Raw genomic sequence first — 23,864 nt, forward strand, 5'->3', positions numbered from 1 at the left:
TTGCTTTATGGCAAATATAGCAAACATGACAAACAGGCAAACGATTCCTTCGATGCTTCGTGCAATTCGCGCCAAGCTCGATCTTACTCAGGAACAGCTCGCTGAGCGTTTAGGCGTTTCATTCGCAACGGTGAACCGATGGGAGGGCGGCTCAAATGAGCCGCAAAAGGCCGCCCGCGAGGTCATTGCCGCCCTTGCACGCGAGGCCGACATTCTTTCCGAGACCGAGCCAGCCACCGCTGTTGAGGGAGCCGCGGCGGTAACTCGTCGTCGCCGCGGAAGCGGCGTTGCCGGAGCCGCACCTTCCACTAAACCCATGGAGCAGATGCTCTGGGATGCAGCCTGCTCCATTCGGGGCGAGAAGGACGCCGCCAAGTTCAAAGACTATTTACTGCCGCTCCTGTTCCTGAAGCGCCTGTCGGACGTATTCGACGACGAGATCACGCGACTCGCTGAGGAATATGGCGACGAGGAAACCGCGCTTGAGATCGCCGAAAGCGATCATTCCTTGCTCCGCTTCTATCTGCCGCCCGAAGCCAGATGGGGAGTCATCAGCGGTCGCAAGAGCTACGATTGGTCTCTCGACGACAAAGGCGAGAGCACGAAACCCAAGGACATTGGCGAGCACCTGACCAAGGCGGTGCGCGCCGTCGTGAAACAGAACCCTTCGCTGTCGGGCGTCATCGACGTGGTCGATTTCGCCGCCGAGCGCAACGGCGAGCGCGACGTCAACCCGGCCAAATTGCGCGCCGTTATCGAGACGTTTTCGGACGCCCGCTACCGCCTGGGCCTTTCCGACGTTCAACCGGATTTCCTCGGCCGCGCCTATGAATACTTGCTGCGGAAATTCGCGGAAGGTTCGGGGCAGAGCGCGGGCGAGTTCTTCACGCCGACCGAGGTCGGTTTCCTGATGGCCCACATGATGCGACCGCGCCCGGGCGAGGATTGCCACGACTATGCCTGCGGCTCCGCTGGCCTCCTGGTGAAGCTGCAATTGGTAGCCCGCGAGCTCGATCCGACCAGCAAGGTGCCGCTCAGACTCACCGGCCAAGAACTTCAGGCCGAAAGCTACGCCGTCGCGCAGATGAACGGCATTATCCATGACATGGAGATCGAGATCGCCCGCGGCGACACGATGATCAACCCGAAATTCCGCACGGCCGACGGCAGGGTGAAAACCCACGACATCGTCGTCGCCAATCCGATGTGGAATCAGCCTTTCAATCCGGACGTGTTCGCTAATGATCCATTCGACCGCTTCCGCACGGCGGGCGGCATCACCACCGGCAAGGGCGATTGGGCGTGGCTCCAGCACACGCTTGCCTGCCTCAACGAGCACGGTCGCGCCGCCGTGGTGCTCGACACCGGCGCGGTGACGCGCGGCTCGGGTTCAAAGAACGAGGACAAGGAGCGCAATATTCGCAAATGGTTCGTTGATCGCGACCTGATCGACGGCGTGATCCTCTTGCCCGACAACCTTTTCTATAACACCAGCGCCGCTGGCGTGATCGTGCTGCTCAGCAAGCGCAAACCGGCCCCGCGCAGGGACAAGATCGTTCTTCTCAACGCCAGCCGGCGAGTGAAGAAGGGCAAGCCGAAGAATTATGTTCCAGAGGATGATATTCGGCCATTAGCCGCGGCGTTCCTTAAAGGCGAGCCGGTAGAAGGCGAGGTTGCGATCATTACGCGCGAGCAGGCTGAGGAAGCCGACTACAACCTCAGCCCCAGCCGGTGGATTCAGCAGAATGGAGATGTCGAGCACGGCTCAATCCCTGTGCTTCTGCAGGAACTTGAGCGCCTCCACCAGCTGGACGCATCGCTGACTGGCGATGTCCTTAAAGCTCTGGGGCCGCTCGCCAAGGAGGCGACGAATGGCTAAGTGGAGGACTGAGACTGTCGAAGACTGCCTTGTTCGACTCCCTCTCGCGGCTATTCCAAAGCTCCAAACGCGAGACTATCACCCGTCTGGGCGTCACCCGATCATCGATCAGGGACAATCCCTCATTGCTGGCTGGACGGATGACGAGAGCGGGCTAATAGCCCAGAATTTGCCGGTCGTTGTTTTTGGCGACCACACACGGGCCTTCAAGTTTGTGGATTTTCCGTTCGTTCGAGGAGCGGATGGGACTCAGGTGCTCAAGCCAAAGCCGGACATTGATCCGCTCTTTTTCTACTATGCGCTCCGGGCTCTCGATCTTCCTACCCGCGGGTACAATCGTCATTTCAAAGCCCTGAAAGAAAAAGAAATCTCGGTGCCGTCGAGGCCCGAGCAGAACGATATCGGGCGCGTGTTGAAGGCGGTCGAAGGCACGCTAAACCTTCAAGATGAAGAACTGGCGGCATGGGATCGGTGCAAACGCGCGGCGATGCGGACGCTGTTCACGCGGGGGCTTCGCGGCGAGCCGGAGAAGGAAACTGAAATCGGCCTGGTACCGGAGAGCTGGAAGATTGAACCGCTCGACACACACTTTTCTGCGGTCTCGGGCGGGACACCATCGCGCGGCAACCCTTCCTATTGGACGGGTGGCGTGATCCCATGGGTGAAGACCACTGAGGTCAACTATTGCGTTATCGAGTTTACCGAGGAGCACATTACGGATGAGGGTTTGAATAACTCCGCTGCGAAGCTCTTGCCTGCGGGAACGCTATTGCTCGCGATGTACGGACAGGGCGTCACGCGGGGAAAGGTTGCGATCCTTGGAATCGATGCCGCTTGCAATCAAGCTTGTGCGGCGATGAATCCTCGCGACGACGCTATTCTCACTAAGTATCTGTATCATTTTCTTACGAGCCGCTATGAGGATTTGCGCCAGCTTGCGCATGGGGGGCAGCAGCAGAACCTGAATCTCGATATTGTTCGTGCCTTTCAGATTGCCTACCCGATCGATGTAGCAGAACAGCAAGAAATTGTCGGCGCTATCGACGCCATCGACCGTAAGATTGGACTGCACAGGCGCAAGCGCGCCGTGCTCGACGAGCTTTTCAAATCGCTCCTGCACAAGCTGGTGACCGGCGAAATCCAGGTCGGCGACCTCGATCTGTCCGCGCTCGATTTGTCCAAGGTCGCGGAGGTTGCCGCATGACCGAGATCACCAAGGATCACGTTGAATGGGCGATGGTCGGCCGCTTGCGGCTGATGCTTGAGGAGCCGCCGCATCAGACCTTCAACGTAACGCAGACCTATGCGCTCTTCACGTCGGTCCTTTGCTGGGTGATGCAGCGAGTGCGCATCAAGTCGCATGAAGTCGTCAGCAAGGACGACAAGGAGGCATCTAGTCTGTTCAAGAGGCTGGAAGGTGATTCGATCAGTGCCGATCCCTGGCGCCTTCATGTCGCCCCGACCGGGCGGATCGAGCGCGTAGGAGCGTTGGGCGTTCCAGTCCCCATGCCACGGGGGTTTGAGGCCCACACAGCAGCGCGCTTTCTTATCAATCTGCGTGACGCCACCGCTCACGGCGATGCGCGCAACGTCGAGCCGTTCAATAACGGCAGTCTGCTGGTTGGCTTCACTTTCTCGTGCGCGGAATTCAAAAACCGAAAGATTGCATGGGACGGAAGCATCACCCTTCTCGAAGCCGATTTGCGCCGGATCGGTATACAATTGGCGAAGCTTTATTGCGACGCCATTCGGCACAGTGAGCCGCATCGGCGCGATGGCCACTTCGGTAACGACGCCGCTTCGATCAAGGAGGTCGCGGCATGAAAAAGCCTCTCAAGATCAGCGAAGCCGGCACCGTTCAATTCCCGATGGTGAAGCACGCTGTCGAGATCGGCTGGACGTCTATCACCCCCGAAGTCGCCAAGCAGAAGCGCGGCGGCGAGGCCGGAATGCTGCTGCGCGACGAACTGGAGGCGAAGCTCGCCGAGTTCAACCCGTGGATGACCAAGGATGCCATCCGTTCGGTCATCGAAACGCTCGACGCCATTCCGCCAACGATCGAGGGCAACCGCGAGATGCTGTCGTGGCTACGTGGCGAGCGGCAATGGTACGACGAGGACGAAAAACGCCATCGCCGGGTGACGCTGATCGATTTTGAGCACCCCGACGCCAACGCCTTTCACGTCTCATGGGAGTGGGCTCTCAAGCCGCCGGCCCGCAAGGGCAACCGCGCCGACGTGATGTTTCTCGTCAATGGCGTGCCGGTCTGCATTGTCGAGCATAAGAATCCCAAAGACGGCGACGCCATCGAGCGCGCCATCAAGCAGTTGCGGCGCTACGAGATGGAGACGCCGGAACTGATCGGCTCCCCGCAGCTTTTCAACGTCACACATCTGCTCGATTACTGGTACGGTGTCACCTGGAATGCCAATCGCCGGTTCCTCGCCCGCTGGAAGCAGGCGCCCGATGAAGCCTATCGCTTCGCTGTGCAAGCCTTTTTCGAGCGCACCGACTTTCTGCGAACGCTCCAGCACTGGATTCTGTTCTACATCGAGGACAGCGAGACAAAAAAATCTGTGCTGCGCCAGCATCAGCGCCGTGCCATCGACACAGTGATCGAACGTTGCGCCGATCACACCAAGGATCGCGGTCTTGTCTGGCATACCCAAGGCTCGGGCAAGACCTTCACCCTGCTCACGGCTGCCCGCCTGATTTTGGAGCAAAAGGAGCGCTTCAAGAACGCGACGGTGATCCTGGTGGTCGATCGCACCGAGCTTGAAGGTCAGATGAAAGGTTGGGTCGAGAGACTGCTCGGCGAGATGCAGAAACAGGACATCGCGACCTGGCGGGCCAACACCAAGGCCGCATTGCAGGACTTGCTTAAGAGCGACAAGCGGGGCTTGATCCTGTCGATGATCCACAAGTTCGAAGGCGTCGATAGGGACAGTAACACCCGCGACAACATCTACGTTTTCATCGACGAGGCCCATCGCTCGGTCGCCAAGGACCTCGGCACCTACCTCATGGCTTCGGTGCCAAACGCCACGATCATCGGCTTCACCGGCACGCCGATCGCCAAGACCGAACAGGGCGAAGGCACATTCAAGATCTTTGGAAAAGACGACGAGCGCGGCTACCTCGACAAGTATTCGATCGCCGAGTCCATCGAAGACGAAACAACCCTTCCGATCAAGCACGTCATGGCGCCGAGTGAGATGACCGTGCCGGCCGAACGGCTCGACAAGGAGTTTTTCGAGCTGGCCGAAGCCGAAGGCGTGACCGACATCGACGAGCTCAACAAGGCGCTGGACCGCGCCGTCGGCCTTCGCACCTTCCTCACGGCTGACGACCGCATCGAGAAGGTGGCCGCCTACGTCGCCGAGCATTTCAAAGAGAACGTCCTGCCGCTCGGTTACAAGGCATTTCTGGTCGGTGTGAACCGCGAGGCATGCGCCAAATACAAGAAGGCGCTGGACAAGCTGTTGCCTGCCGAATGGAGCGTGCCGATCTACACCGAGAACGCGTCGGATATTGTCGATCGACCGCTGGTCCATGAACTCCAGGTGAGCGACGAGCGCGAAGCCGATGTGCGCCTTTTGTTCAAAAAGTCAGGTCAGGATCCGAAAATACTGATCGTCACGGACAAGCTGCTCACTGGTTACGACGCGCCGCTGCTTTATTGTCTCTACCTCGACAAGCCAATGCGTGACCATGTGCTTTTGCAAGCCGTGGCGCGCGTGAACCGTCCCTATGTCGATCCTCAAGGCATCCAGAAGCGCGTTGGTCTCGTGGTGGACTTCGTCGGTGTGCTGCGCGAACTCAAGAAAGCGCTGAAGTTCGATTCGTCCGATGTGAGCGGCGTGATCGAGGACCTCGATCTTCTTCTCAAGGATTTCCTGGACAAAATCGCCAGGGCCGAAAAGGACTATCTTGACGTCGATGAAGGCGGCGACGCCGATGAAAAACTGGAGCGCATCGTCTATGGGCGCTTCCTCGAACCGGAGACGCGCAAGGCATTCTTCGAAGCTTACAAGGAGATCGAGGCCCTTTGGGAAATCTTGTCCCCGTCGCCAGAGCTCCGAGATCACATCGTGACGTTCAAACACCTGGCGCAGCTCTATGCCGCCGTGCGCAACGCCTATGCCGAGAAGATCGGCTTCGTCGCCGACCTCGCCTATAAGACCAAGCGCCTCGTCGAGGAAAGCGCCACGCAGAGCGGGCTCGGCAACCTGACTAAGAGCGTGACCTTCGACCTGAAGACGCTGGAAGCCATGCGTGGGGAAAAGGGACTGGATGAGGGCAAGGTCTTCAACCTAGTGCGCGGGCTGCAAAAAGAGATCGACGACGACTCGAATGCCGCGCCCGTTCTGCAACCGCTTAAGGATCGTGCCGAGCGCATCCTGAAAGACATGGAAAGCCGAAAGACGACCGGCCTCGCGGCAATGGACTTGCTGGCGGCACTTGCTGCCGAGAAGGATGCCGCGGCAAGGGCTGCCAAGGAGACCGGACTTTCGGCGAAAGCCTTCGGCATATACTGGGCGCTCAAGGACGATGACGCGCTCAAGAAAGGCGGCGTTGCACCCTTGGACCTTGGCAAGGAGGCCGAGAAGCTGATGACTCGTTTCCCGAATGCCCAAGTCAATGCGGACGAGCAGAGGCAGTTCCGGGCAGCCCTCTACCGGCCGTTACTCGGAGTCGAACGCGAGGCTCGCTCCAAGATTGTCGATTTGATCGTCGAGATCGTAACGCGATGAAGTGGCCGACGAACGGGTCGCTCACATCGTCCGCGAGGCTGAAGCGACGAGTGGATGTGTGGGCGGTCAAGCTGCGGGTAATGCCCAAGACCGTGCGCGTGCAGCGTATGACCCACAAATGGGGATCGTGCTCCTCCACGGGTACGATCACGCTAGCAATTGACCTCGATGGCGAGAGCGCAGATTTTCAAGATTTCGTCGTGGTGCATGAACTACTGCATCTGAAGGTTCCTAATCACGGAAGATTATTCAAGGCTCTAATGACCGCGAACGTTCCCAAGTGGCGTCAACAGGACATCTATCGGCGCAAGCAAATTCGCCCAACTTAGACCGGTCATTGGGTTGTGCTCGGCTCTGGCGACGGTCGATCGCGTGCACTTCATGCTTGCCTCTTGGCCGCGCAAGCTCAAGAGTCAGGCGAGGATGTTGAGCGATGCGGCGCATGAGGTTACTTGCGCAGGCGCAGGAGATTGATGAACCGCATCGTCAAGGTCGTTTCGACCTGCACGACACCGTCGGACGGTGTCACGCACCAACGCCGCATTTCTAGAGAAAGAGCGATCGTCACCGAGGCCGGGGCGCTGAGCAGGATTAGCCACGGATAGTGATTTCGACCGCCTCCGGCGGGACGCCAAAAGTTTTTGCCAGTCCTGCCTTCGCCTCCATGATGGTAAGTGCCCGGATCGATTTCGTCGAGGGCGCCGGCGGAGAGGCCCCAGGATCGAGCGGTTCACTCCAGAGCGCCTGCGCCCCGAAACCATCTCCGACACCTCGGGGACCGCGCCCCTCTTCATGGTACAGCGCGATCCAGTTCGGCAAATGGCCGATACCCGCCTCTTCGTGAGCGGCCTGGTTGGCGTCGAACGCCGCCTTCATGGTGGCCTGATCGAACATGCTGACGATCATTGTGTCGTCGCCTGAGGACATCGGACCCACGACCACGACGAAATCGCTATCGTCCAAGCCGCTCCATGTTCCGTCGTCCCGCTTGCCAAATGAGATGCGGCCTCCCGTACTCGCCTTGATGACGCATCGGACCGACTTTCGATCGACCGTGAGCTCCAGTCGCTCCCCTGCCAGCACTCCTTGCCCAGAGAGGGATTTCAACGCCCCATAGCGACGCCCCAAGATGTTATGGACCCGGGGCAGCATTTCTTTTTTGTTCATTTGAATTCTCCTTAGTTTATATTTGAAGGTAACATAACTTACCTCAAAAAATAAACAAGGGGTTTAGGTAACTTCTTGACAGGCAGCACTTCTGTCCAGTATTCTCAAGAAATCTGTACAGAAGTGAGATCTAACTAGATGAGACGCAATGTAAAAAGGGTGGAAGCAGTTGCATATCTACGCACTTCGTCAGCCGCGAACGTTGGTACTGACAAGGACAGTGATCGCCGACAACGCGCTGCAATAGGAAGCTTCGCCGATTCGAACGGGTACGAGCTCGTCGGCGAGTTCTACGATGCGGCGGTCAGCGGTGCAGACCCGATTGCAGAGCGGCCCGGTTTTGCGGCGATGCTCGACCGCATCGCCGGCAACGGTGTCAGGACCATCCTGGTCGAAAGCCCGGATCGCTTTGCGCGAGACTTGGCAGTCCAACTCGCCGGTCATGATCATCTCCGCAGCCTCGGTATCACGCTGATTCCCGCGAGCTCGCCAGACTTCTTCATCGAGGACACACCAACGGCGGTGTTAGTGCGCCAAGTTCTGGGTGCCATAGCGCAGTTCGAGAAGGCAACCACGGTGGCGAAGCTTCGCGCCGCGCGCCAGCGCAAGCGTGAGGCGGTCGGAAAGGTCGAGGGCCGGAAGAGCTGGGCCGAGCTCAGTCCAGAACTGGTTGCCACAGCAAAGCGTCTACGGCGGCGGTCGCCGAAGGGCCACCAGCGCTCATTGCGTGAGGTCGCCGATGAACTCGCCAGAATGGGCTTCACCAACGAACGCGGAGCGAGATTTTCAGCATCCTCGATTGCTTCCATGGTCTCTAGCTAGGCGGCCTCCACCCATAGGCGATGTACGCTCACGCCGCATAACAGCGAAGGGTCACAAGCCGCCCCTGTGGGCCACATCAGCGTAGGTCGGTTAGTCTCCCAGAAGCCGACCTTGTCGCGTGCTGACCAGAAGTCAGCCCTGGGCCAGAAGGCGACAAGAATTGACCACTTAGTCTAACTCACCAAGCAGCGTCGTGGGCTTGCCGTCCCGATGAAGCGCCGTCTTTTCGTTTAGAAAATCATTAATGACTATTTTGAGCAGCTCGATAGCCAAGGGATCAGTTGCGGCCGAGCGCAACCTTTCGTACTGAGCTATCCTGAGATCGACTTCGTCACACCTGATGCACATAGTGCGCTCCGCTAAGGGCGGGAGCACAGGTGTCTCTCAGTCACCGATAGAGGCCGCTTACCGGGCGGTGATGCTACCCGCCTAGCACGTCCCGGGCATTATTCCTAACCGATGTCTTTCCCGACCTCTTGTCAGTTCCATCCCCAATACTAAAAGAACGATCAAAGGTCCGCTCAGGTTGAGTATACTTGGTTCGCTCTAACTTAATGAGCGCGCCTATGTCAGGTGCGGCCTAACTTCGCAGACGGGCCAACACCAGCCGCTACCGAGGGAACGGTCATGGGTCGCGCGGCTGTATTTCTGCATAGACGTCCTTTACCGCCTGATAGCACTCGCAGACTGCTTCTTTCATGCGATCATGGTCGATGATCCGGATCTTTCCTCGCCTATATTCGATCAAACCAGCTTCTTGCAAAGTTTGCGCAGCAAGCGTCACGGTCGTCCGCTGCGCGCCGAGCATTTCGGCCAAGAACTCTTGGTGAAGTCCAGCATATCGCTTCCCGATAAGTCCCTTGCTCTTAGTAGCCAGCGGCAGAGCCTCGCCTCGACCGTGTGGGACGACATGCAGGCGGCTGACTGCTGGGCCTGCGTAAACATCGCTTGCTCATGACGGATCAGCGTCGAGATCATATTCGCACTTTGCAGCGCCGTCGACGCAACGTTACCGATGTCGCAGACTAAGCAGCTGCCCGCCAGTTGCACGATCGCCCGGTTTAGGGACTTCTTGCCGGCCAATGCTGCGGATGCGCCCAGGACACCGTCTCGGCCGACCATGGCTGCTTCCACAGAGATGCCGGAACTCAGATTGATCACTAAAGAGATTACGGCGCCTGTCGGGAAATAGACGAGGGCAATAGGCTCGCCCGTTTCATAGAGAATCTTCTTCTGTGGAAGCTGCAAGCTCCTCAAGTGGGGCCGAAGCGTTGCGGCGTCAGACGTCGACAACGCCTCCAATATACGATTGGACAGTTCCGCCATGGACCGCACTCCCTGCTTACAGGCGGGAGCGCTACGGTCTCTCAGCCACTGACGCCTGCGGCTTGGGGCCGTCTGTCAGTGATGGGAACCAATCCGTCAGGACGGACATTGTTCCAATTGTGCGAGCGCGGGGCGGTTCGGCCCCTCCCGGCAATTTCGGCGCTATGTCGGGCACAATACAGACGGATTTCGCCCCGTTTCTAATCTTCTCGGGCAGTCCGATACATCGACAGCGGGGTTCCCATGACCGCAAAAAGGCGTCGCGTAAAACACACACTGACGTTTGAAGAACGACTTTCGGAGGAAGCGAGGCGTTTCAAGGAAGCCGCTGAAAGGGAGCCACCAGGCAGCTTGGCTCGCGATCTGCTCTTGCGGCGAGCGAGGCAAGCCGAAACTGCCTCGCGCATGAACGACTGGTTGCGCTCTCCCGGCTTGCAGCAGCCCAAATGAACCGCCCAAAGGTCATCATCGTCGGGTCAGGCGCGGCCGTCTCTATGTTCGCGGTCGATCTCGCTGACGAGGCCGAAGCGCTGGCGCTGGCTCGGCTCATCACGCAGCAAACAGGCCGGGTCGTAACCGTTCACGATGCCGAGGGCGAGTTCGTCGGGACAATTCGACCACTACCCAAAAACTAAGTTTGACATGGGACTAGGGGAACTCCGACGCCGAAGCGCCGGAGCCCCAGTGGCCTCGGTACTCCCAGTGCACCGGGGATCAGGCAGGAAACCACCAAGATTCTCAACGTGCGTGTTCTGGGCTCAGGTGTCATTGACGATTGTCAATCGCCGGGGCTGTACATCGTCGCACTGCCGCTGGGATAGCGCCTATGGGGCGGTAGTATGTCCGCTCTGGGTCAAGCACGGAAGAACTCAGAATGAGCAAATCCGGTCCGCTCTGCCGCAGCTAGCAGACATCGATGGGAGGCGACCCCGGCGCCTCAATCAAAGCAGCCCCAGCTTCTTTCTCACTATGGTCTCTTCCGCCCGCTCCAAAAGCGGCCTCACTAGCTTCGACGGAGGCATTTCGTCGAGCTCCGCTGCATACGCCTGCCACTCCTCTAATGAGTCCCATGGCGAAGGCGGATCGATGAGGCCAATTAAGGTAGTGTCCACATTGAACTTGCTCCATTCTCGCCGCTTCATGTCGGCATCAGTTGCCATGTAAGCGTTCACGGCGAGCCTTCGGAAGACCCGCGCCATTGCCTCCAGCCTCTCTCTTTTTTTGGGATTTAGCTCATTGATTGATTGGCAACTCAACCGGTCCGCCATTCTAAAGTGTTGTTCAGATTTGAACCGCATATCGATTTTTCTAGCTTTGAATCTGGCGAACTGTGCCCGTACGTCGTGTCATGCGCCGGTTGAGGATAAAAACTAGAGGACGCCGGACTTTCTGAGGCACTCGAAGCCGAGATCCTGGACGCGCTTGTTCAGGGCATTGGGCATCGAGGTGTTCTCGACCATGAAGTCCGCATCTGCGCGGGTGAGTATGGCGCCAACAGCGTCCCCATAGCATCGGCAAAACACACCAACACGAGAGGCACGGGATCCTTGGAAAACAGTTTTTTGAGGTGCCTCAATCTCGCATTGCTGCTTAACAAGATTGATGATGTCGTATCGATCCGCCTTGGAAATACCTCCAGGCTTTACATCGAACTCCGCCGCCCACTTGCCAACAAGTTTGCCGGCAGGCATCGCGCAGCACACTACGACGACCAGGCCGACGATGCTCGAAATGGCTTTCCTGTGCGACGGGTTCGAAGTGATGAAGCGCCTCTGTGCCCACTCCGCTGTCCCCCAACCTGCACCGAGGGCTGTAACCGCAGCCGCATAAACGAACCCTTCGGGGACGGTATGCGGACCATCTCCGAACACCAGTGCGCCCACGAACACGAAAACGATTCCGGGAATAAGTGCTCCAACTATAAATCCCGCTAGGATCACTGACACTTTCATCTCGACTCCCCCGGTCGGCGAAACCAATTTCGTGATTTTCAATCTATGCTAGCGCTTTGTTCTATATATCGAGGTGCATATTTTGAACAGATGCATTCGCTTCTCGCATGGATTTGCGAGAGGTGTTTGCAACAAACCTTCGCCGACTGCGAAATGCACAAGGGCTTTCGCAGGACGATCTCGCGTACGAAGCTGGAATGAGCCGAAGCTATTTGAGTCAGCTAGAAAAAGGCGCGTTCTATGCGAGCTTGAAGATCGTGGGCAAGCTGGCTGCGGTACTCCGGGTCGAACCTGCCGAGCTCCTCAGGTTGCCGGCGAGCAAAGCCGGTCGGGAAGCACGCAAATAGGCGCAGATTCACATTCCGGTGTCTCACCGGCCTGCCGGCGAGGGTGTCTCAGCCTAAGTCCTTGCCGTACGTTGAATTTCCACTCGCTGACGTCTGAGACACCCTGTCTCATCTGACGTGCGCGGTGACTCGCGGTGTCTCGCAAGCCGAATTCCATGCAAATCACCCTCGTAGTACGCGACTCAGTCCATTACCGCATCGTTGGTGGGCACCTCGATGCGAGCCGCAGCAGGCAGCACTGAGACACCCTGCTAATTCTTGAGGTGTCTCACCAGCAGTCTCAGCCTCTCGGAGGGTGACTCGCCTTGCCGGCCCTGCCGGCGAACGGATCTTTGTCCCGCGTTCCCCGACAAAGCCCCTAAATTGCCTAAGCGGGCACAGCTTCGCCCCTTTCCGCCTTCAGTCTGGGAAAAGTCCCATTCTGAAGCTCCTGACGAGGGAGAAAGCCCACTCGGCCTCGCGTACTCGGTTGCCCTCCGAACCCTCGTGGGATTCGCGCGGCGTTGGCCCCGCCGCGTCCGCCGTCACGCCTTGTGGAGGGGCGTCACGGTCGGGATGATTTTTTCGGCTCATCCCGCAAGTCGACCGGTTCGGGTTGTCATCCCGCTGACGGTTGCGACTTGCCTTCAACCGCTCCCGGGGTTGCCGGGCACCTGAAGGCCGCGGGAAGGAATGGGGACACCTGAACCCGCGTGTTTTTATTCCGGACCGATCGTCGATCGTAAGCGCTCCGGCGGGAGCTTGCCGCTTTGAGGCGCGGCACCTGGCGGTCATCCATCGGCGGGGGAAAGAGCTACTCTCTTCCCTCCCCGGCGACGAGATCATGGCCGATCTCGACTCGTCGCTATTCTCGCGACGGTCGGCCGAAGTACCTCGATTGCGGCGGGAACCTCCGAACAGGCCCGCAATCGCAGAGCCCACGGCTGACCGAACGCGGCGGTTCGTCAGCGCGTGAGCGCCGTTTCTTGAGCCTTCGCCTCGCCTTCGTCAGGACAGCGCACCAAGACGAGTTGAGCGCGGTCAGAGGAGACCGGCAGTTGCGTGGCCGTGACACCCGTAACGGTCTCAGTACGGTCACGGTCAGAGTCACGGTCGTTACGCAGCTTGTTACGTCGACGACGCTGGCGTTCCGCGGCAGTGCCGTCCTTAGCCCTGCCCGAGTTTCCGATAGCTTGAGTCCCGTTCGGGACCAGCGTAAACGGCAAGTCGGCGATTTCGATGATCCGACGGACGATCACTTCCGCATATTGGGGAAGGAAGACAATCCACTTATCTTCCTCCGGATATGGGACCTGCTCCCGCACAACAATGTTGCCGCGAGGGTTTTCATAGACGGCGATCGCTCCCTGAGCCGGGACGATAGTATCGTCGGTATCCCAATCAAAATCATCGCTCATGAGCGCCTCCACATGATGGCGACGCTTGAACGAAGCTCCTCGTTCGGGTATGCAGAATCAGCAGCTGCCCAAGTACCAAAGAAAGTCGGCGCCTCCCGATTTGCCCTCGGGGGGCGCTTTCTTTTGTCCGGCGGGTCCGGTTCAGGAATGGCTACGCCGAACTCGTGTTTATTTCGACGACAACCGGTGGTCTCCTCCACGGCAAGGCGTTTGGGGACCGCAATTGAAACACGTTGAGTTTCAATGAAGCGGGCTTGGCCCAAACTCTGGCCTAAGTGCTTTGAAATGCTTAAAATCATCCCTTCGCTAGGGAGCGCCAGTGCACGCGATGGCGCCGCACTGAGCCGCCACGACCGCCCGGCTGCAATTTCCGCCGCTCCCGCATGAACCTTCCCGCTGCTCGCCACCGACCAATGTCAGTTGGAACCGGTCCCATGGCACAGCGTATTCCCGAGATTGAAGGTTCGTCCGACACGTCCGCAATGACGCCGCGCCTTCCGCCATGGCTGAGCCAACCCCACCAGCATCCATCGGACCGGCGCGCCAAAATGCTGCAGCACATGGCGCGCGCCAGGTCGCTTGCGCAGCCGCAGCCAGATTCTGCGCCGGCCGCGCTCGTGCCGTCAGGCGAGAGCGCCAAGAACGTGGTCGGCGACCTCATTGGCCACGTTATCCTGTTCGGTATCCTCGCCCTGCTCTTCCAGTCGCGCATTCCGCTCTATCTCGGCGCGTTCGTCGTCCTGACCGACGGCGAGCGCATCGAAAGCGCGCTGGCAACGATCGGTATCCGCCTCGAGCCCGAAACGTTCGGCCCCGACATCGTCAAGCGCTCGGCATTCTGGTTCGGCTGGTTCGCGTTGCTCGCCACTTTGAAAGGCTCCGTCCCGGCCTGGCTCGCGCCATGGATGCCTCCAGCCGAGTCGTGGTCTTTCATCGCCGGCATCGCCCTCCTGCTCGCCATCGTCGAAGCCTTCACGGCGCTGGCGATGCGGCGCGCGTTGCCGCCGCTGGGATTGCAGATCAGCTCGAACGGCCTGACATGGACGACGATCCAGTTCGCAATGGCCGTCAGCGCGTTGGCTTTGCTGGTGCTGTTCGGAGCTCTCTAGGCGCCGCGGCGCGTCGTTGCTTACTGCGCCATCAATGACGATGTTGTGAGCTGGCCTGCAGCATAACGGGTCCTTATGCCGCGCTTTCCGCCGGGCGTGCGAAGCGCGCGTTTACCGGAAATTTACCCCTGCTCCTGTGCGCTGGTATCATTTGCTTAGAATTTGACAGCTACCGTGGAATTACGGAAGCAATCCCGAACATCATTGGCACCTCATGTCCGTCGCAGAGTTCCTCAGGCAGCGTGCAGTGGACGTCACGGTCAGCGGCAGCTACTCGCTGCCCCGCTGGTATGATTGCGAGGGCAAGCTGCGCAGCTTCGCCTGCCGCACCAAGCGCGTCTCACCCTTCCGCATGATCGTGGACGTGCCCGTCGTCGGCAAGGTCGGCGAGCGCCTCACCTCCTACTTCCAGGATTTCGGCGAATTCCAGTGCACGATCAGCGCGACGCTGAAGTCGGGTTTCCTGATGGAGCTCGACATGACGCGGGCGCGGCGCGCCTGGATGTCGGAAAAGCTGACCTGGCTCGAGAAGAAGCAGAAGGACGCCAGCGTCCAGGAGCTGCGGAACGACGCGCGTTTCGTACCTCAGGTCTCGCACACCTTCCTGACGCTCGCCAACGGCAGCAGCCATCCGTGCTTCATCATCGACGTCTCCACGGCTGGCGTCGCAATCTCCTGCGAATACGATCCGCCGCTCGGAACCCCGCTTGCGGTCGGTGCTTGCGTCGGGCGCGTGATCCGCAAGTTCGAGCACGGGTTTGCGGTCAAATTCGCCGAAAAGCAGTCACGGGATGACCTCGTCCGTCTGATCGTCCGCACGCCCTTGCTGCAGTCGGCCTGAAGCCGGCCCGATCAATCTTAACTCTTTCTTAAGTAAATACTGGAGATGGCGACCCCTGCGCGGTAGGGTGTGGCCCGGTGCGTCCGCAATCACTGCGGGCCTCGAGTATTGGAAGCCCCGGAATGTCCATCGCCGACGCCGAGTTCGCCCCGGCAGAGATCGCGCCGAACGCGCCCGTCGCACCGAAGCCGCAGCTTCCACCCGGCGTGGTCACCGAAGGGCCGCTGGTCCAGGCCAAGTTGCGCGAGAGCTATCTCCTGCTCGGCATCCTCTATGTGGGTGCGGTTGCCGGCATCATCTGGGCCGTGACGCAGGGCGTCGGCAAGGTCGAGCTGTTCACGTTCGCCTGGATGTTCGCGCTGACGACGTTCGGCATCGGTGCCGGCATGCATCGCCTGTTCGTGCATCGCAGCTTCCGTACCGGCCCAATCATGCGTGTCTTCTTCTGCGCCATCGCCCAGATGGCTGTGCAGGGCTCGATCGCCAAATGGGTCGCCAACCACCGCCGCCACCATCTCTACGCCGATGACGTCGGCGATCCCCACAGCCCGCAATTCGACGGCTTCGGCAATCGCTATGTCAGCGCGTTCAAGGGCTTCCTGCACGCCCAGGGCAGCTGGGTATTCGACCAGGCCACCACCGACAACGAGTACTATGCCAAGGATATCCTCGCCGATCCGATCGCGATGTTCTTCGTGCGCACGCGCTGGGTCTGGTACGGGATGTCGGCCGTCTTCATCCCCGGCGTGATCGGCTACACGTTCGGCGGCGTGCACGCCATGATCGGCTGCGTGCTGTTCTCCGGCCTGCTTCGCGCCTATCTGCTGATCCTCACCAGCCAGCTCACCGGCTCGGTCTGCCACGCCTATGGCTATCGCCGCTTCGAGGTCGACGACGCCTCGACCAACGAGTTCGTGACCACGATCCTCACCTTCGGCGAGGGTCTGCACAACAACCATCACCGCTTCCCGCGGGACGCCTACATCTCGCACGCCTGGTGGGAGATCGATCTCAACGGCCTGATCATCCTGGGCCTGGAAAAGATCGGTCTCGTCCACGACGTCTTCCACGCCTCGCACCGTCAGCTGGAGCGGGCGGCCGAAGCAGAGGCGGCCTCGACGGCGCGCTGAATCGGCGGGCAGCGGCCACCGCTGGGCCGTCTTGCCCCCGCATCGCCGCCCTATCGCGGCCCCATTGCGGGATCAGCTTTTGATCGTCCGTGCCTCCAGGCCGGACGTCATTTGCAGACTTGCGATCGGGGGACCGAATGGCAGTCGACAAAGTTACAGTGGACAAGATCACCTGGGACAGGGTCGGCCGGGTCACTGAGCCCGGACGCTACATGTACACTTTCGGCTGGCTCACCATCACCGCCGGCGATCTGGAGATCTGGAAGCTCTACCCGCAGGCCGCGTTCACGCTGCTGGCGCAACCGGGCGAAGCCGACACATCCCTCGGCGAGGAATTCCATCTCGGCGCCTTCGACGTTGCTCCCGGGGCGCCGCCGCTCACCACACACTGAAAGCGGAAAGCGCCGGCCGTTGCGGGAACGCATGGCATGGGCGTTGCTTTATCATCGCCATGAGACACATCCCCGCTGTCGACCAGGCCTTCCTGCTGGTGCTCGTCGTCTTCTGCCTCGGCACCTGCCTCGTCCGCGCCTTCTGGGAGCTGGAGCAGGCGCGGACGCGCCGGCTCGCCTCGCCGCCCCGCAAGGGCCCGGCGAAGCGCGGCTAGCTGGCCTACCCCGCGCACGCCTGCGTCATGAATCGAAGAAACCTGCGCACTTCCTTGATCTGGCTTGCCAATCGCGTTCCAACCGCGGCCGGGCCGTCATTACTGTGGATGACGAACAGGTGCTGTCATGCAATTGATTACGCCTGTATTTTACACCGCCACGAGCCGTGGCGGATGAACGGAAGCCATCGCACTCATTAAGCGAGCCGACAGCAAGCGCATGACACATGGTCGCATCGGTGAATGTAGATAAGCGGATCAAGGGAACCTATTTTCGGCGCCGATGTACCTGATTGAAGCATTGCCCACCGTCATCGGAACGGCCGCCATCGCCCCGGCGCTGCTGATGCTGTGGCTTGTCATCGCCGCCGAAGAGCGCCCTGGCCCGCCGGCCCAGGTCTGGACTGCGTTCCTGTTGGGGGCGGCCAGCATCTCGCTGCTGGGCCTCGCCCGCGCCCCCTTCGCCAAGATGGTCGCGGCGCCCGACGACCCCTGGGCGGCGCTGGCCATGCATTCGATCTTCGGCGTCGCGCTGCCTGAGGAAGCCGTCAAGGTGATCGCCATCGTGGTAATTTCCTCGACCAAGCGGCGGACCTTTGCCAATCCGATGGACACCGTGGTCTATGGCGCCGCGGTCGGCCTCGGCTTCGCCGCTTACGAGAACCTCGCCTATCTGGTCCAGCACGCCGAGATGTGGCGCTCGCTGGCCGCCTTGCGCAGCGTGCTGACCGTGCCATTCCACGGCGCGCTCGGCATCATCGCGGGCGCCTACCTGACGATCGCGCGCGCCGGCACGGCGCTGGGCGCGAACCGGCACCATCGCGACTGGGCCCGCCTCTCCAGCCGCCTCCTGATGCTGGCCGGCCCGCTTGCGCTGCATTCGGCCTTCGACTTTCCACTGCTGACCCTGCAAAGAATGCCCGACCTCGATCCGACGCTGCGGATGTGGCTGGGCGCCTCCAGCCTCTTGATCGGCTTCAGCTCGATCGCCTTCGCCATCCGTCTGGTCCGGCGCGTCGCCCGCCACCACGCTCCCCGGACCGATGTCGCGCGGGAGCGGCTCAGCCAGCTCCGGCGGATGTGGGCGCTGCTGCTCGCCGGCGGCGGCGTCGGCTTTCTCGGGCTCGCCTTCGTGCTGACCTCGATCCATCACTGGCTTATCAACCCCGAGCGCAATCTGACGCTGGCCCTGATCCCGATCGGTTTCGTCTCGATCCTGCTCGGCCTGGCGCTTCTGATTGTCACAACGGCGATCTATGTTCTCGGCCGCAACCGCATCCGCACCAGCGCGGAGGGTTTTTCCTCGGCGCCCGGCGGCGGGTGAGCCGCGGGATGGCGAGCGCGCTGCGCGCATACTAGAACGATCTGGAGCCTGCCGATGACGTCACCTGAGGATTTTTCGCGGCTGCAATCCATGATGAGCCAGACGGTCAAGGCACACTGGAAGGCCTTTCTGTTCGAGGGCATCCTGCTCGCAATTCTCGGCGTCGCGGCGCTGATCCTGCCGCCGCTCGCAAGCCTTGCAATCGCGATCTTCCTCGGCTGGATGTTCCTGATCAGCGGTATCGGCGGGCTGATCGTGACCTATTGGGCGCGCAGCACGCCGGGCTTCTGGTGGTCGCTGATCTCGGCTGCGCTCGCCGTGCTTGCCGGCATGCTGCTGCTGGCCCGCCCGATGCAGGCCGTGCTGACGCTGACCATCGTGGTCGGCGCCTACTTCCTGGCCGAGGGCGTCGCCACCATCATGTACGCACTGGAGCACCGCCGCGAACTCAGCGGCCGCTGGTCATGGCTGCTGGTCTCGGGCCTCGTCGACATTGCGATCTCCTTCATGGTGATCACGGGACTGCCGAGCTCGGCGGAATGGGCCATCGGCGTCCTCGTCGGTATCAACCTCCTGTTCGGCGGCGCCAGCCTGATCGGCCTGGCGCTGGCGGCGCGCAACAGCAACACCTGACCCGCCTCGTCACCTGCCGCGCCGATTGGGGGGTGACAATCCGCCGATGGCGCGCTATATGCCCTCCATGATCACCGTCGCCACCAGCTATTTTTGGTACTTTAGCTACGACAGCTCGCTGGCGGCAGGAGGATCGCGCTCAATCTGAAAATTGCAGCAAACGTCCGAACAAGCCGCCAGACCTGGCGGCTTTTTTATTGGCCGGCAGGTTCGAAACAAACAGGAGCCCGCCGTGCTGAGCACGACCGACGATCTTCGTATCCGCGAATTGAAAGAGCTGAGCACGCCGGATGAGGTGATGCGCGAAGTCCCGCGGACGCTCACCGCGACGCGCGTGGTGATGGCTGCGCGTAACGCCATCCACGCAATCCTCAATGGCCAGGACGACCGCCTGCTGGTCGTGGTCGGCCCCTGCTCGGTGCATGACCCCAAGGCCGCGCTCGAATATGCCGAGCGGCTCGCGAGCTTGCGCGAGGAACTCGCCGACCAGCTCGAAATCGTAATGCGGGTCTATTTCGAGAAGCCGCGCACCACCGTCGGTTGGAAGGGCCTGATCAACGATCCCGATCTGGACGGCAGCTTCGACATCAACAAGGGCCTGCGGTTGGCGCGCAACGTGCTGTCGGCCGTGAACAATCTCGGCCTGCCCGCCGGCACGGAATTCCTCGACATGACGACGCCGCAATACATCGCCGACCTCGTGTCCTGGGCCGCGATCGGCGCACGCACGACCGAGAGCCAGATCCATCGCGAGCTGGCCTCGGGCCTGTCCTGCCCGGTCGGCTTCAAGAACGGCACCGATGGCAATGTGCGGATCGCAGCGGACGCCGTGAAGTCGGCCTCGCATCCGCATCACTTCATGGCGGTGACGAAGCTCGGCCGCTCGGCGATCGCCTCGACCGCGGGCAACGAGGACTGCCACATCATCCTGCGTGGCGGCAGCAAGCCGAACTATGATGCGGCAAGCGTCGCGGCCGCCTGCAACGAGCTGACCAAATCCGGTGTCGCGCCGCTGGTGATGATCGATGCCAGCCACGCCAATTCGAGCAAGAAGCCCGAGAACCAGCCGCAGGTGGCGGCCGACATCGCCGGCCAGATCTCAGGCGGCGAAGGCCGCATCATGGGCGTGATGATCGAGAGCAATCTCGTTGCCGGCCGCCAGGACGTCGTGCCGGGCAAGCCGCTCACCTACGGCCAGAGCATCACCGACGGCTGCATCGATTGGCCGACTACGGCGACCGCGCTCGAGCAGCTCGCCGACGCGGTGGAAATCCGCCGCAACGCCCGGCGCGCCGGACTGCAGGAGCGCTCGGCCTAGCTCATGGCGAACGCGCGTTCGCTCTCCTCACCTCTCCCCAACGGGAGAGGTGAAAGGATCAGCAGCCGCGGCAGATGCTCTTGATCTTCCGATCGAGCTCCGCGTCTTCCTTGTTCGCGGGGGTGTTCGGATTGCTCAAATTCTTCTCGCTCGGCACGTCAGCCGCGCGCGGCTGGCGGTGACCGACCGGTGCCGGCAACACCGATCCAGAGGCTCCGCCGCTACCGCCGGACGTCGACCCCTTGGAACCGCCGGTCTGTGCTGCCGCCGCGCCGCCGAGCAAGACCACGAGCGATGCTGCCACCATGATCTTCTTCATTCTTGCTTCTCCATTCTCGAACCGGCGCGCTCTCCATCACCGCTCAGGTCTCGGGCGGATAGAGATGAACGTCGCCGCAATAGTCCACGATACGATAGCGCGTTTCGGCTCCCGCATCACCCGCATGGGGTGCGGTATTTTGCGGCGCCAAGACGTAGCTCGGCCCCACCGGGGATTTGCCGGCGCCGCCGGGAATGTCGATGACATAGTCCGGCTGACAAAGCCCTGACACCCGCCCGCGCAACTGCCGCATCAAATCCTGTCCTTCGGCAAGGGTCGTGCGAAGATGCGCGGTGCCCGGCGCGAGGTCGCCGTGATGCAGATAGTAGGGCTTGATCCGGCATTCGACGAAAGCTCGCATCAAATCCGACAGAGCGGCGATGTTGTCATTGACCCCGCGCAACAGCACCGACTGGCTCACCAGGGGAATTCCGGAATCGACGAGCCGCGCGCAGGCGGCGCGCACCGGTCCCGTCAGTTCGCGCGCGTGGTTGGCATGCAGCGCCACCCAGGTGGTCGCGCCCTCGACCTTGAGCGCCGCAACCAACTCGTCGCTGATGCGCGCGGGATCGGCCACGGGCACGCGGGTGTGAAGGCGGATGATCTTGACGTGATCGATTGCCGCGAGTTCGGCCATGATCTCGCCCATCCGGCGCGGCGACAGCATCAGGGGATCGCCGCCGGTCAGGATCACTTCCCAGATCTCGTGATGCGAACGGATGTAATCGATCGCCGCGCGATAGGCAGTGTCCGACAGCGCGCTCTCCTTGCCGGGGCCCACCATCTCGCGGCGGAAGCAGAAGCGGCAATAGACTGCGCAGACGTGAACGAGCTTGAACAGGACGCGATCGGGATAGCGATGCACGATCCCTGATACCGGCGAGTGCGGATGATCGCCGATCGGATCGGCGTCCTCGCCCGGCTGCATCTCCAGCTCCGCGGCGCTCGGAACGAATTGCCGTGCGATGGGATCGTCGGGGGCGGACGTGTCGATCAGTTCGACCAGCGCTGGCGTGATCGCCACCGCATAGCGCGCGGCAACGCGTTCGAGCGCCGGCAGCGCTGCTGCGGGCGCCAGACCTTCGGCGACGAGCTCAGCCGGATCGCGCAGGGTGCGTGCAAGGGTCGTTTTCGTCATGTCTCACTAGACGCTTCATTTGCAGGTGGCGTCCAAACCACCTGATCGATCCGCGATGCACCGCTTGCCAGCATCACCAGCCGGTCGAGGCCGAGGGCGACGCCGCTCGCCTCCGGCATTGCGGCGACCGCAGCCAAAAAGTCCTCGTCGAGCGGATAGGCTTCGCCGTAGCGGCGCTGCTTTTCCGTCATCGATTCCGTGAAGCGCTTTCGCTGCTCCCAGGCATCGGTCAGTTCCCCAAAGCCGTTGGCGAGCTCGACGCCGCAGGCGTAGACCTCGAAGCGCTCGGCAACCCTGGGATCGTCAGTCTTCACTCGTGCCAGCGCCGCCTCTGGAGATGGGTATTCGAACAAAATGGTCAAACGCCCCTGCCCCAGACGCGGCTCGACGTGCTCGACCAGCACCTTGCTGAAGATGTCGGACCAGGTGTCGTCCTCGGCCACACGGACCTTGCCACCGGCCGCCTCGGCGAGCGCGGCACGGTTACCCTCGCCGTCCCTGATTGTCGACAGCAGGTCGATGCCCGCGAAGCGTTCGAAGGCGCCCGCCACCGTCAGGAGTTCCGGCTCGGCGAAGGGATCGGCGGTCCGCCCCCGGAACGAGAAGGTGCCGATGCCGGTCGCCTGCGCCGCACGGGCGATGACGACGACGCAATCGGCCATGATGGCGTCATAGGAGGCGCCTGCCCGATACCATTCCAGCATGGTGAATTCGGGCAGATGAAGGTCGCCGCGCTCGCGGTCCCGGAACACCCGGGCGAGCTCGAAAATCCGCGTCTCGCCCGCCGCCAGCAGCTTCTTGCAGGCGAATTCGGGCGAAGTGCGCAGATACCGGAGGGCTCGGCTGCCGTCCGGCCGCATGATCTCGGTCCGGGGGGCGTGCAGATGGGTCTCATTGCCCGGGGAGACCTGAAGAACGGAGGTTTCGACCTCCACGAACCCCTGCTCGGCGAAAAAGCCCCGTAGGGACCCGGTAATGGCCCCCCTGGCCTGGAGGAACGGCCGACGGTCGAGGTGCCGCCCGGGCGACCAGAACGGTGAGATGGGCTTGTCCCCAGCCATTACCCAACCGCCCCAGACCCGAGCAAAACGCTGGCATCTAATGGCAAAATCAGTATGTTGCGGCCCGAAACGGGCGCCGAGGTCCGATTTGAGGCCCCAAGTCCCCCATCGATTTGACCACGTCCTGGCCGGTGCCGGGCCAAGCAAGCAGGAAATATAGCTTTGAGAGTCATCGCCAGTTCTATTCGCAAAGGCAACGTGATCGAGCAAGACGGCAAGCTCTATGTCGTCGTCAGCGCCGAAAACATCCACCCCGGCAAGGGTACCCCGGTCAGCCAGATCGAAATGCGCCGAATCTCGGACGGGGTAAAGATCTCCGAGCGCTACAAGACCACCGACCAGGTCGAAAAGGCCACCATTGAAGAGCGCAACTACACGTTCCTGTATGAAGATGGCGACGGCTTCCACTTCATGAACCCCGAGACCTACGACCAGGTCCAGGTCTCCAAGGACGTCGTCGGCGACGCGGCCTCCTATCTTCAGCCGGACATGACCGTCAAGCTGTCGACCCACGATGTCAACGTGGTCTCGCTCGCGCTGCCGCAGCGCGTGACGCTGGAGGTGGTCGAAACCGAGCCAGTGACCAAGGGCCAGACCGCCTCGTCTTCCTACAAGCCGGCGGTGCTTTCCAACGGCGTGCGCACCACCGTGCCGCCGCACATCGCGGTCGGCACCCGCATCGTGGTCATGACCGAGGACGGCTCCTACTCCGAACGCGCCAAGGACTGACGGGGAACAGA

26 protein-coding genes are annotated in these 23,864 nt (G+C 61.1%); 17 read left to right on the forward strand and 9 right to left on the reverse strand.

The window, feature by feature from the left end; genetic code table 11:
* The first annotated feature begins 52 nt into the window (after positions 1-52).
* Genes CIT37_RS21615 through CIT37_RS21635 form a run of 5 tightly spaced genes read left to right on the forward strand, consistent with a single transcriptional unit; the run spans position 53 to position 6,962 of the window.
* Positions 53-1,879 carry an N-6 DNA methylase gene (locus tag CIT37_RS21615; protein ID WP_244611256.1) on the forward strand — a complete coding sequence of 609 codons (1,827 nt, stop codon included), beginning with the start codon at positions 53-55 and terminating at the stop codon, positions 1,877-1,879.
* A complete protein-coding gene (locus CIT37_RS21620) occupies positions 1,872-3,083 on the forward strand; it encodes a restriction endonuclease subunit S (protein ID WP_095424200.1) in 1,212 nt (403 codons plus the stop codon). Before CIT37_RS21615 ends, CIT37_RS21620 begins: the two co-directional genes overlap by 8 nt.
* A complete protein-coding gene (locus tag CIT37_RS21625; protein WP_095424201.1) occupies positions 3,080-3,703 on the forward strand; it encodes a hypothetical protein in 624 nt (207 codons plus the stop codon). Before CIT37_RS21620 ends, CIT37_RS21625 begins: the two co-directional genes overlap by 4 nt.
* The gene (locus tag CIT37_RS21630; RefSeq protein ID WP_095424202.1) at positions 3,700-6,633 is read left to right on the forward strand and encodes a type I restriction endonuclease subunit R; all 2,934 of its coding nucleotides are present in this window, start codon (positions 3,700-3,702) and stop codon (positions 6,631-6,633) included. Before CIT37_RS21625 ends, CIT37_RS21630 begins: the two co-directional genes overlap by 4 nt.
* Positions 6,630-6,962, forward strand: coding sequence for a M48 metallopeptidase family protein (locus CIT37_RS21635; protein ID WP_095424203.1), 333 nt, complete (start codon positions 6,630-6,632; stop codon positions 6,960-6,962). Before CIT37_RS21630 ends, CIT37_RS21635 begins: the two co-directional genes overlap by 4 nt.
* A 262-nt stretch (positions 6,963-7,224) precedes the next feature.
* Here CIT37_RS21635 and CIT37_RS21640 read toward each other — a convergent pair whose 3' ends face one another.
* On the reverse strand, positions 7,225-7,800 hold the full coding sequence (locus tag CIT37_RS21640; protein ID WP_095424204.1) for a hypothetical protein: 576 nt from the start codon (positions 7,798-7,800) through the stop codon (positions 7,225-7,227).
* A gap of 138 nt (positions 7,801-7,938) precedes the next feature.
* Here CIT37_RS21640 and CIT37_RS21645 point away from each other — a divergent pair, with 138 nt between their 5' ends.
* The gene (locus CIT37_RS21645) at positions 7,939-8,622 is read left to right on the forward strand and encodes a recombinase family protein (protein WP_095424205.1); all 684 of its coding nucleotides are present in this window, start codon (positions 7,939-7,941) and stop codon (positions 8,620-8,622) included.
* A gap of 625 nt (positions 8,623-9,247) precedes the next feature.
* Here the strand turns inward: CIT37_RS21645 and CIT37_RS21650 are convergent.
* Together CIT37_RS21650 and CIT37_RS21655 are read right to left on the reverse strand one after the other, a co-directional pair.
* Positions 9,248-9,430 carry a helix-turn-helix domain-containing protein gene (locus tag CIT37_RS21650; protein WP_244611257.1) on the reverse strand — a complete coding sequence of 61 codons (183 nt, stop codon included), beginning with the start codon at positions 9,428-9,430 and terminating at the stop codon, positions 9,248-9,250.
* Positions 9,403-9,948 (reverse strand): Crp/Fnr family transcriptional regulator, encoded by a 546-nt coding sequence (locus CIT37_RS21655; protein ID WP_244611258.1) that lies wholly within the window; start codon positions 9,946-9,948, stop codon positions 9,403-9,405. Before CIT37_RS21655 ends, CIT37_RS21650 begins: the two co-directional genes overlap by 28 nt.
* Before the next feature lie 446 nt (positions 9,949-10,394).
* Between CIT37_RS21655 and CIT37_RS21660 the strand changes: the two genes are divergently transcribed.
* Positions 10,395-10,583, forward strand: coding sequence for a hypothetical protein (locus tag CIT37_RS21660; protein ID WP_095424208.1), 189 nt, complete (start codon positions 10,395-10,397; stop codon positions 10,581-10,583).
* A gap of 306 nt (positions 10,584-10,889) precedes the next feature.
* Here the strand turns inward: CIT37_RS21660 and CIT37_RS21665 are convergent, their stop codons facing one another.
* Both CIT37_RS21665 and CIT37_RS21670 read right to left on the reverse strand, forming a co-directional pair.
* On the reverse strand, positions 10,890-11,246 hold the full coding sequence (locus CIT37_RS21665) for a hypothetical protein (protein WP_109866607.1): 357 nt from the start codon (positions 11,244-11,246) through the stop codon (positions 10,890-10,892).
* Positions 11,247-11,318: 72 nt separating this feature from the next.
* Positions 11,319-11,900 (reverse strand): hypothetical protein, encoded by a 582-nt coding sequence (locus CIT37_RS21670; RefSeq protein ID WP_095424210.1) that lies wholly within the window; start codon positions 11,898-11,900, stop codon positions 11,319-11,321.
* Between the two features lie 107 nt (positions 11,901-12,007).
* On the opposite strand from CIT37_RS21670, the gene CIT37_RS21675 reads away from it, so the two are divergent.
* Positions 12,008-12,247 carry a helix-turn-helix domain-containing protein gene (locus tag CIT37_RS21675; protein ID WP_095424211.1) on the forward strand — a complete coding sequence of 80 codons (240 nt, stop codon included), beginning with the start codon at positions 12,008-12,010 and terminating at the stop codon, positions 12,245-12,247.
* 944 nt (positions 12,248-13,191) lie between these two features.
* Here CIT37_RS21675 and CIT37_RS21680 read toward each other — a convergent pair.
* Entirely contained in the window at positions 13,192-13,644 is a 453-nt protein-coding gene (locus tag CIT37_RS21680) for a hypothetical protein (protein WP_152036345.1), read from the reverse strand.
* A gap of 434 nt (positions 13,645-14,078) precedes the next feature.
* On the opposite strand from CIT37_RS21680, the gene CIT37_RS21685 reads away from it, so the two are divergent.
* The 8 genes from CIT37_RS21685 to CIT37_RS21720 all read left to right on the forward strand — a co-directional run bounded on the left by CIT37_RS21685 (position 14,079) and on the right by CIT37_RS21720 (position 20,606).
* Complete coding sequence (locus tag CIT37_RS21685; protein WP_038946699.1) at positions 14,079-14,753, forward strand: hypothetical protein; 675 nt, start codon at positions 14,079-14,081, stop codon at positions 14,751-14,753.
* Positions 14,754-14,967: 214 nt separating this feature from the next.
* Positions 14,968-15,594 carry a PilZ domain-containing protein gene (locus CIT37_RS21690; protein ID WP_038946697.1) on the forward strand — a complete coding sequence of 209 codons (627 nt, stop codon included), beginning with the start codon at positions 14,968-14,970 and terminating at the stop codon, positions 15,592-15,594.
* A 122-nt stretch (positions 15,595-15,716) separates the two neighbouring features.
* Entirely contained in the window at positions 15,717-16,724 is a 1,008-nt protein-coding gene (locus CIT37_RS21695) for an acyl-CoA desaturase (RefSeq protein WP_095424213.1), read from the forward strand.
* Positions 16,725-16,861: 137 nt separating this feature from the next.
* The gene (locus tag CIT37_RS21700; RefSeq protein WP_028144766.1) at positions 16,862-17,116 is read left to right on the forward strand and encodes a hypothetical protein; all 255 of its coding nucleotides are present in this window, start codon (positions 16,862-16,864) and stop codon (positions 17,114-17,116) included.
* Between the two features lie 59 nt (positions 17,117-17,175).
* A complete protein-coding gene (locus tag CIT37_RS21705; protein WP_167456572.1) occupies positions 17,176-17,331 on the forward strand; it encodes a hypothetical protein in 156 nt (51 codons plus the stop codon).
* A gap of 283 nt (positions 17,332-17,614) precedes the next feature.
* A complete protein-coding gene (locus CIT37_RS21710; RefSeq protein ID WP_028144767.1) occupies positions 17,615-18,655 on the forward strand; it encodes a PrsW family glutamic-type intramembrane protease in 1,041 nt (346 codons plus the stop codon).
* A 54-nt stretch (positions 18,656-18,709) separates the two neighbouring features.
* The gene (locus CIT37_RS21715) at positions 18,710-19,288 is read left to right on the forward strand and encodes an HdeD family acid-resistance protein (protein WP_028144768.1); all 579 of its coding nucleotides are present in this window, start codon (positions 18,710-18,712) and stop codon (positions 19,286-19,288) included.
* Between the two features lie 232 nt (positions 19,289-19,520).
* Positions 19,521-20,606: a 3-deoxy-7-phosphoheptulonate synthase gene (locus CIT37_RS21720; protein WP_038946693.1), complete on the forward strand. Its 1,086-nt coding sequence runs from the start codon at positions 19,521-19,523 to the stop codon at positions 20,604-20,606.
* Between the two features lie 58 nt (positions 20,607-20,664).
* Here CIT37_RS21720 and CIT37_RS21725 read toward each other — a convergent pair whose 3' ends face one another.
* From CIT37_RS21725 to epmA, 3 genes are read right to left on the reverse strand one after another with little or no spacing between them, the layout of a single operon-like run.
* Entirely contained in the window at positions 20,665-20,925 is a 261-nt protein-coding gene (locus CIT37_RS21725) for a hypothetical protein (RefSeq protein WP_028144770.1), read from the reverse strand.
* Positions 20,926-20,968: 43 nt separating this feature from the next.
* Positions 20,969-22,063 carry a lysine-2,3-aminomutase-like protein gene (locus CIT37_RS21730; protein ID WP_028144771.1) on the reverse strand — a complete coding sequence of 365 codons (1,095 nt, stop codon included), beginning with the start codon at positions 22,061-22,063 and terminating at the stop codon, positions 20,969-20,971.
* On the reverse strand, positions 22,060-23,124 hold the full coding sequence (gene epmA, locus CIT37_RS21735) for an EF-P lysine aminoacylase EpmA (RefSeq protein WP_095424214.1): 1,065 nt from the start codon (positions 23,122-23,124) through the stop codon (positions 22,060-22,062). Before epmA ends, CIT37_RS21730 begins: the two co-directional genes overlap by 4 nt.
* 162 nt (positions 23,125-23,286) lie before the next feature.
* Between epmA and efp the strand changes: the two genes are divergently transcribed.
* Positions 23,287-23,853 (forward strand): elongation factor P, encoded by a 567-nt coding sequence (gene efp / locus CIT37_RS21740; protein ID WP_018323088.1) that lies wholly within the window; start codon positions 23,287-23,289, stop codon positions 23,851-23,853.
* The last annotated feature ends 11 nt before the right edge of the window (positions 23,854-23,864 follow it).

The organism is Bradyrhizobium ottawaense, assembly GCF_002278135.3.
Classification (GTDB): domain Bacteria; phylum Pseudomonadota; class Alphaproteobacteria; order Rhizobiales; family Xanthobacteraceae; genus Bradyrhizobium; species Bradyrhizobium ottawaense.

Bases quoted from the DNA above. Each gene is read 5' to 3' on its own strand.
- CIT37_RS21690 (WP_038946697.1), top strand. From the start codon at position 14,968: ATGTCCGTCGCAGAGTTCCTCAGGCAGCGTGCAGTGGACGTCACGGTC.
- CIT37_RS21700 (WP_028144766.1), top strand. From the start codon at position 16,862: ATGGCAGTCGACAAAGTTACAGTGGACAAGATCACCTGGGACAGGGTC.
- CIT37_RS21640 (WP_095424204.1), bottom strand. From the start codon at position 7,800: ATGAACAAAAAAGAAATGCTGCCCCGGGTCCATAACATCTTGGGGCGT.
- CIT37_RS21680 (WP_152036345.1), bottom strand. From the start codon at position 13,644: ATGAGCGATGATTTTGATTGGGATACCGACGATACTATCGTCCCGGCT.
- CIT37_RS21635 (WP_095424203.1), top strand. From the start codon at position 6,630: ATGAAGTGGCCGACGAACGGGTCGCTCACATCGTCCGCGAGGCTGAAG.
- CIT37_RS21620 (WP_095424200.1), top strand. From the start codon at position 1,872: ATGGCTAAGTGGAGGACTGAGACTGTCGAAGACTGCCTTGTTCGACTC.
- CIT37_RS21675 (WP_095424211.1), top strand. From the start codon at position 12,008: ATGGATTTGCGAGAGGTGTTTGCAACAAACCTTCGCCGACTGCGAAAT.
- CIT37_RS21695 (WP_095424213.1), top strand. From the start codon at position 15,717: ATGTCCATCGCCGACGCCGAGTTCGCCCCGGCAGAGATCGCGCCGAAC.
- CIT37_RS21655 (WP_244611258.1), bottom strand. From the start codon at position 9,948: ATGGCGGAACTGTCCAATCGTATATTGGAGGCGTTGTCGACGTCTGAC.
- CIT37_RS21660 (WP_095424208.1), top strand. From the start codon at position 10,395: ATGAACCGCCCAAAGGTCATCATCGTCGGGTCAGGCGCGGCCGTCTCT.
- CIT37_RS21665 (WP_109866607.1), bottom strand. From the start codon at position 11,246: ATGCGGTTCAAATCTGAACAACACTTTAGAATGGCGGACCGGTTGAGT.
- CIT37_RS21730 (WP_028144771.1), bottom strand. From the start codon at position 22,063: ATGACGAAAACGACCCTTGCACGCACCCTGCGCGATCCGGCTGAGCTC.
- CIT37_RS21650 (WP_244611257.1), bottom strand. From the start codon at position 9,430: ATGCTCGGCGCGCAGCGGACGACCGTGACGCTTGCTGCGCAAACTTTG.
- CIT37_RS21710 (WP_028144767.1), top strand. From the start codon at position 17,615: ATGTACCTGATTGAAGCATTGCCCACCGTCATCGGAACGGCCGCCATC.
- CIT37_RS21725 (WP_028144770.1), bottom strand. From the start codon at position 20,925: ATGAAGAAGATCATGGTGGCAGCATCGCTCGTGGTCTTGCTCGGCGGC.
- epmA (WP_095424214.1), bottom strand. From the start codon at position 23,124: ATGGCTGGGGACAAGCCCATCTCACCGTTCTGGTCGCCCGGGCGGCAC.
- CIT37_RS21625 (WP_095424201.1), top strand. From the start codon at position 3,080: ATGACCGAGATCACCAAGGATCACGTTGAATGGGCGATGGTCGGCCGC.
- CIT37_RS21615 (WP_244611256.1), top strand. From the start codon at position 53: ATGCTTCGTGCAATTCGCGCCAAGCTCGATCTTACTCAGGAACAGCTC.
- CIT37_RS21630 (WP_095424202.1), top strand. From the start codon at position 3,700: ATGAAAAAGCCTCTCAAGATCAGCGAAGCCGGCACCGTTCAATTCCCG.
- CIT37_RS21645 (WP_095424205.1), top strand. From the start codon at position 7,939: ATGAGACGCAATGTAAAAAGGGTGGAAGCAGTTGCATATCTACGCACT.
- CIT37_RS21715 (WP_028144768.1), top strand. From the start codon at position 18,710: ATGACGTCACCTGAGGATTTTTCGCGGCTGCAATCCATGATGAGCCAG.
- CIT37_RS21685 (WP_038946699.1), top strand. From the start codon at position 14,079: ATGGCACAGCGTATTCCCGAGATTGAAGGTTCGTCCGACACGTCCGCA.
- CIT37_RS21670 (WP_095424210.1), bottom strand. From the start codon at position 11,900: ATGAAAGTGTCAGTGATCCTAGCGGGATTTATAGTTGGAGCACTTATT.
- CIT37_RS21705 (WP_167456572.1), top strand. From the start codon at position 17,176: ATGAGACACATCCCCGCTGTCGACCAGGCCTTCCTGCTGGTGCTCGTC.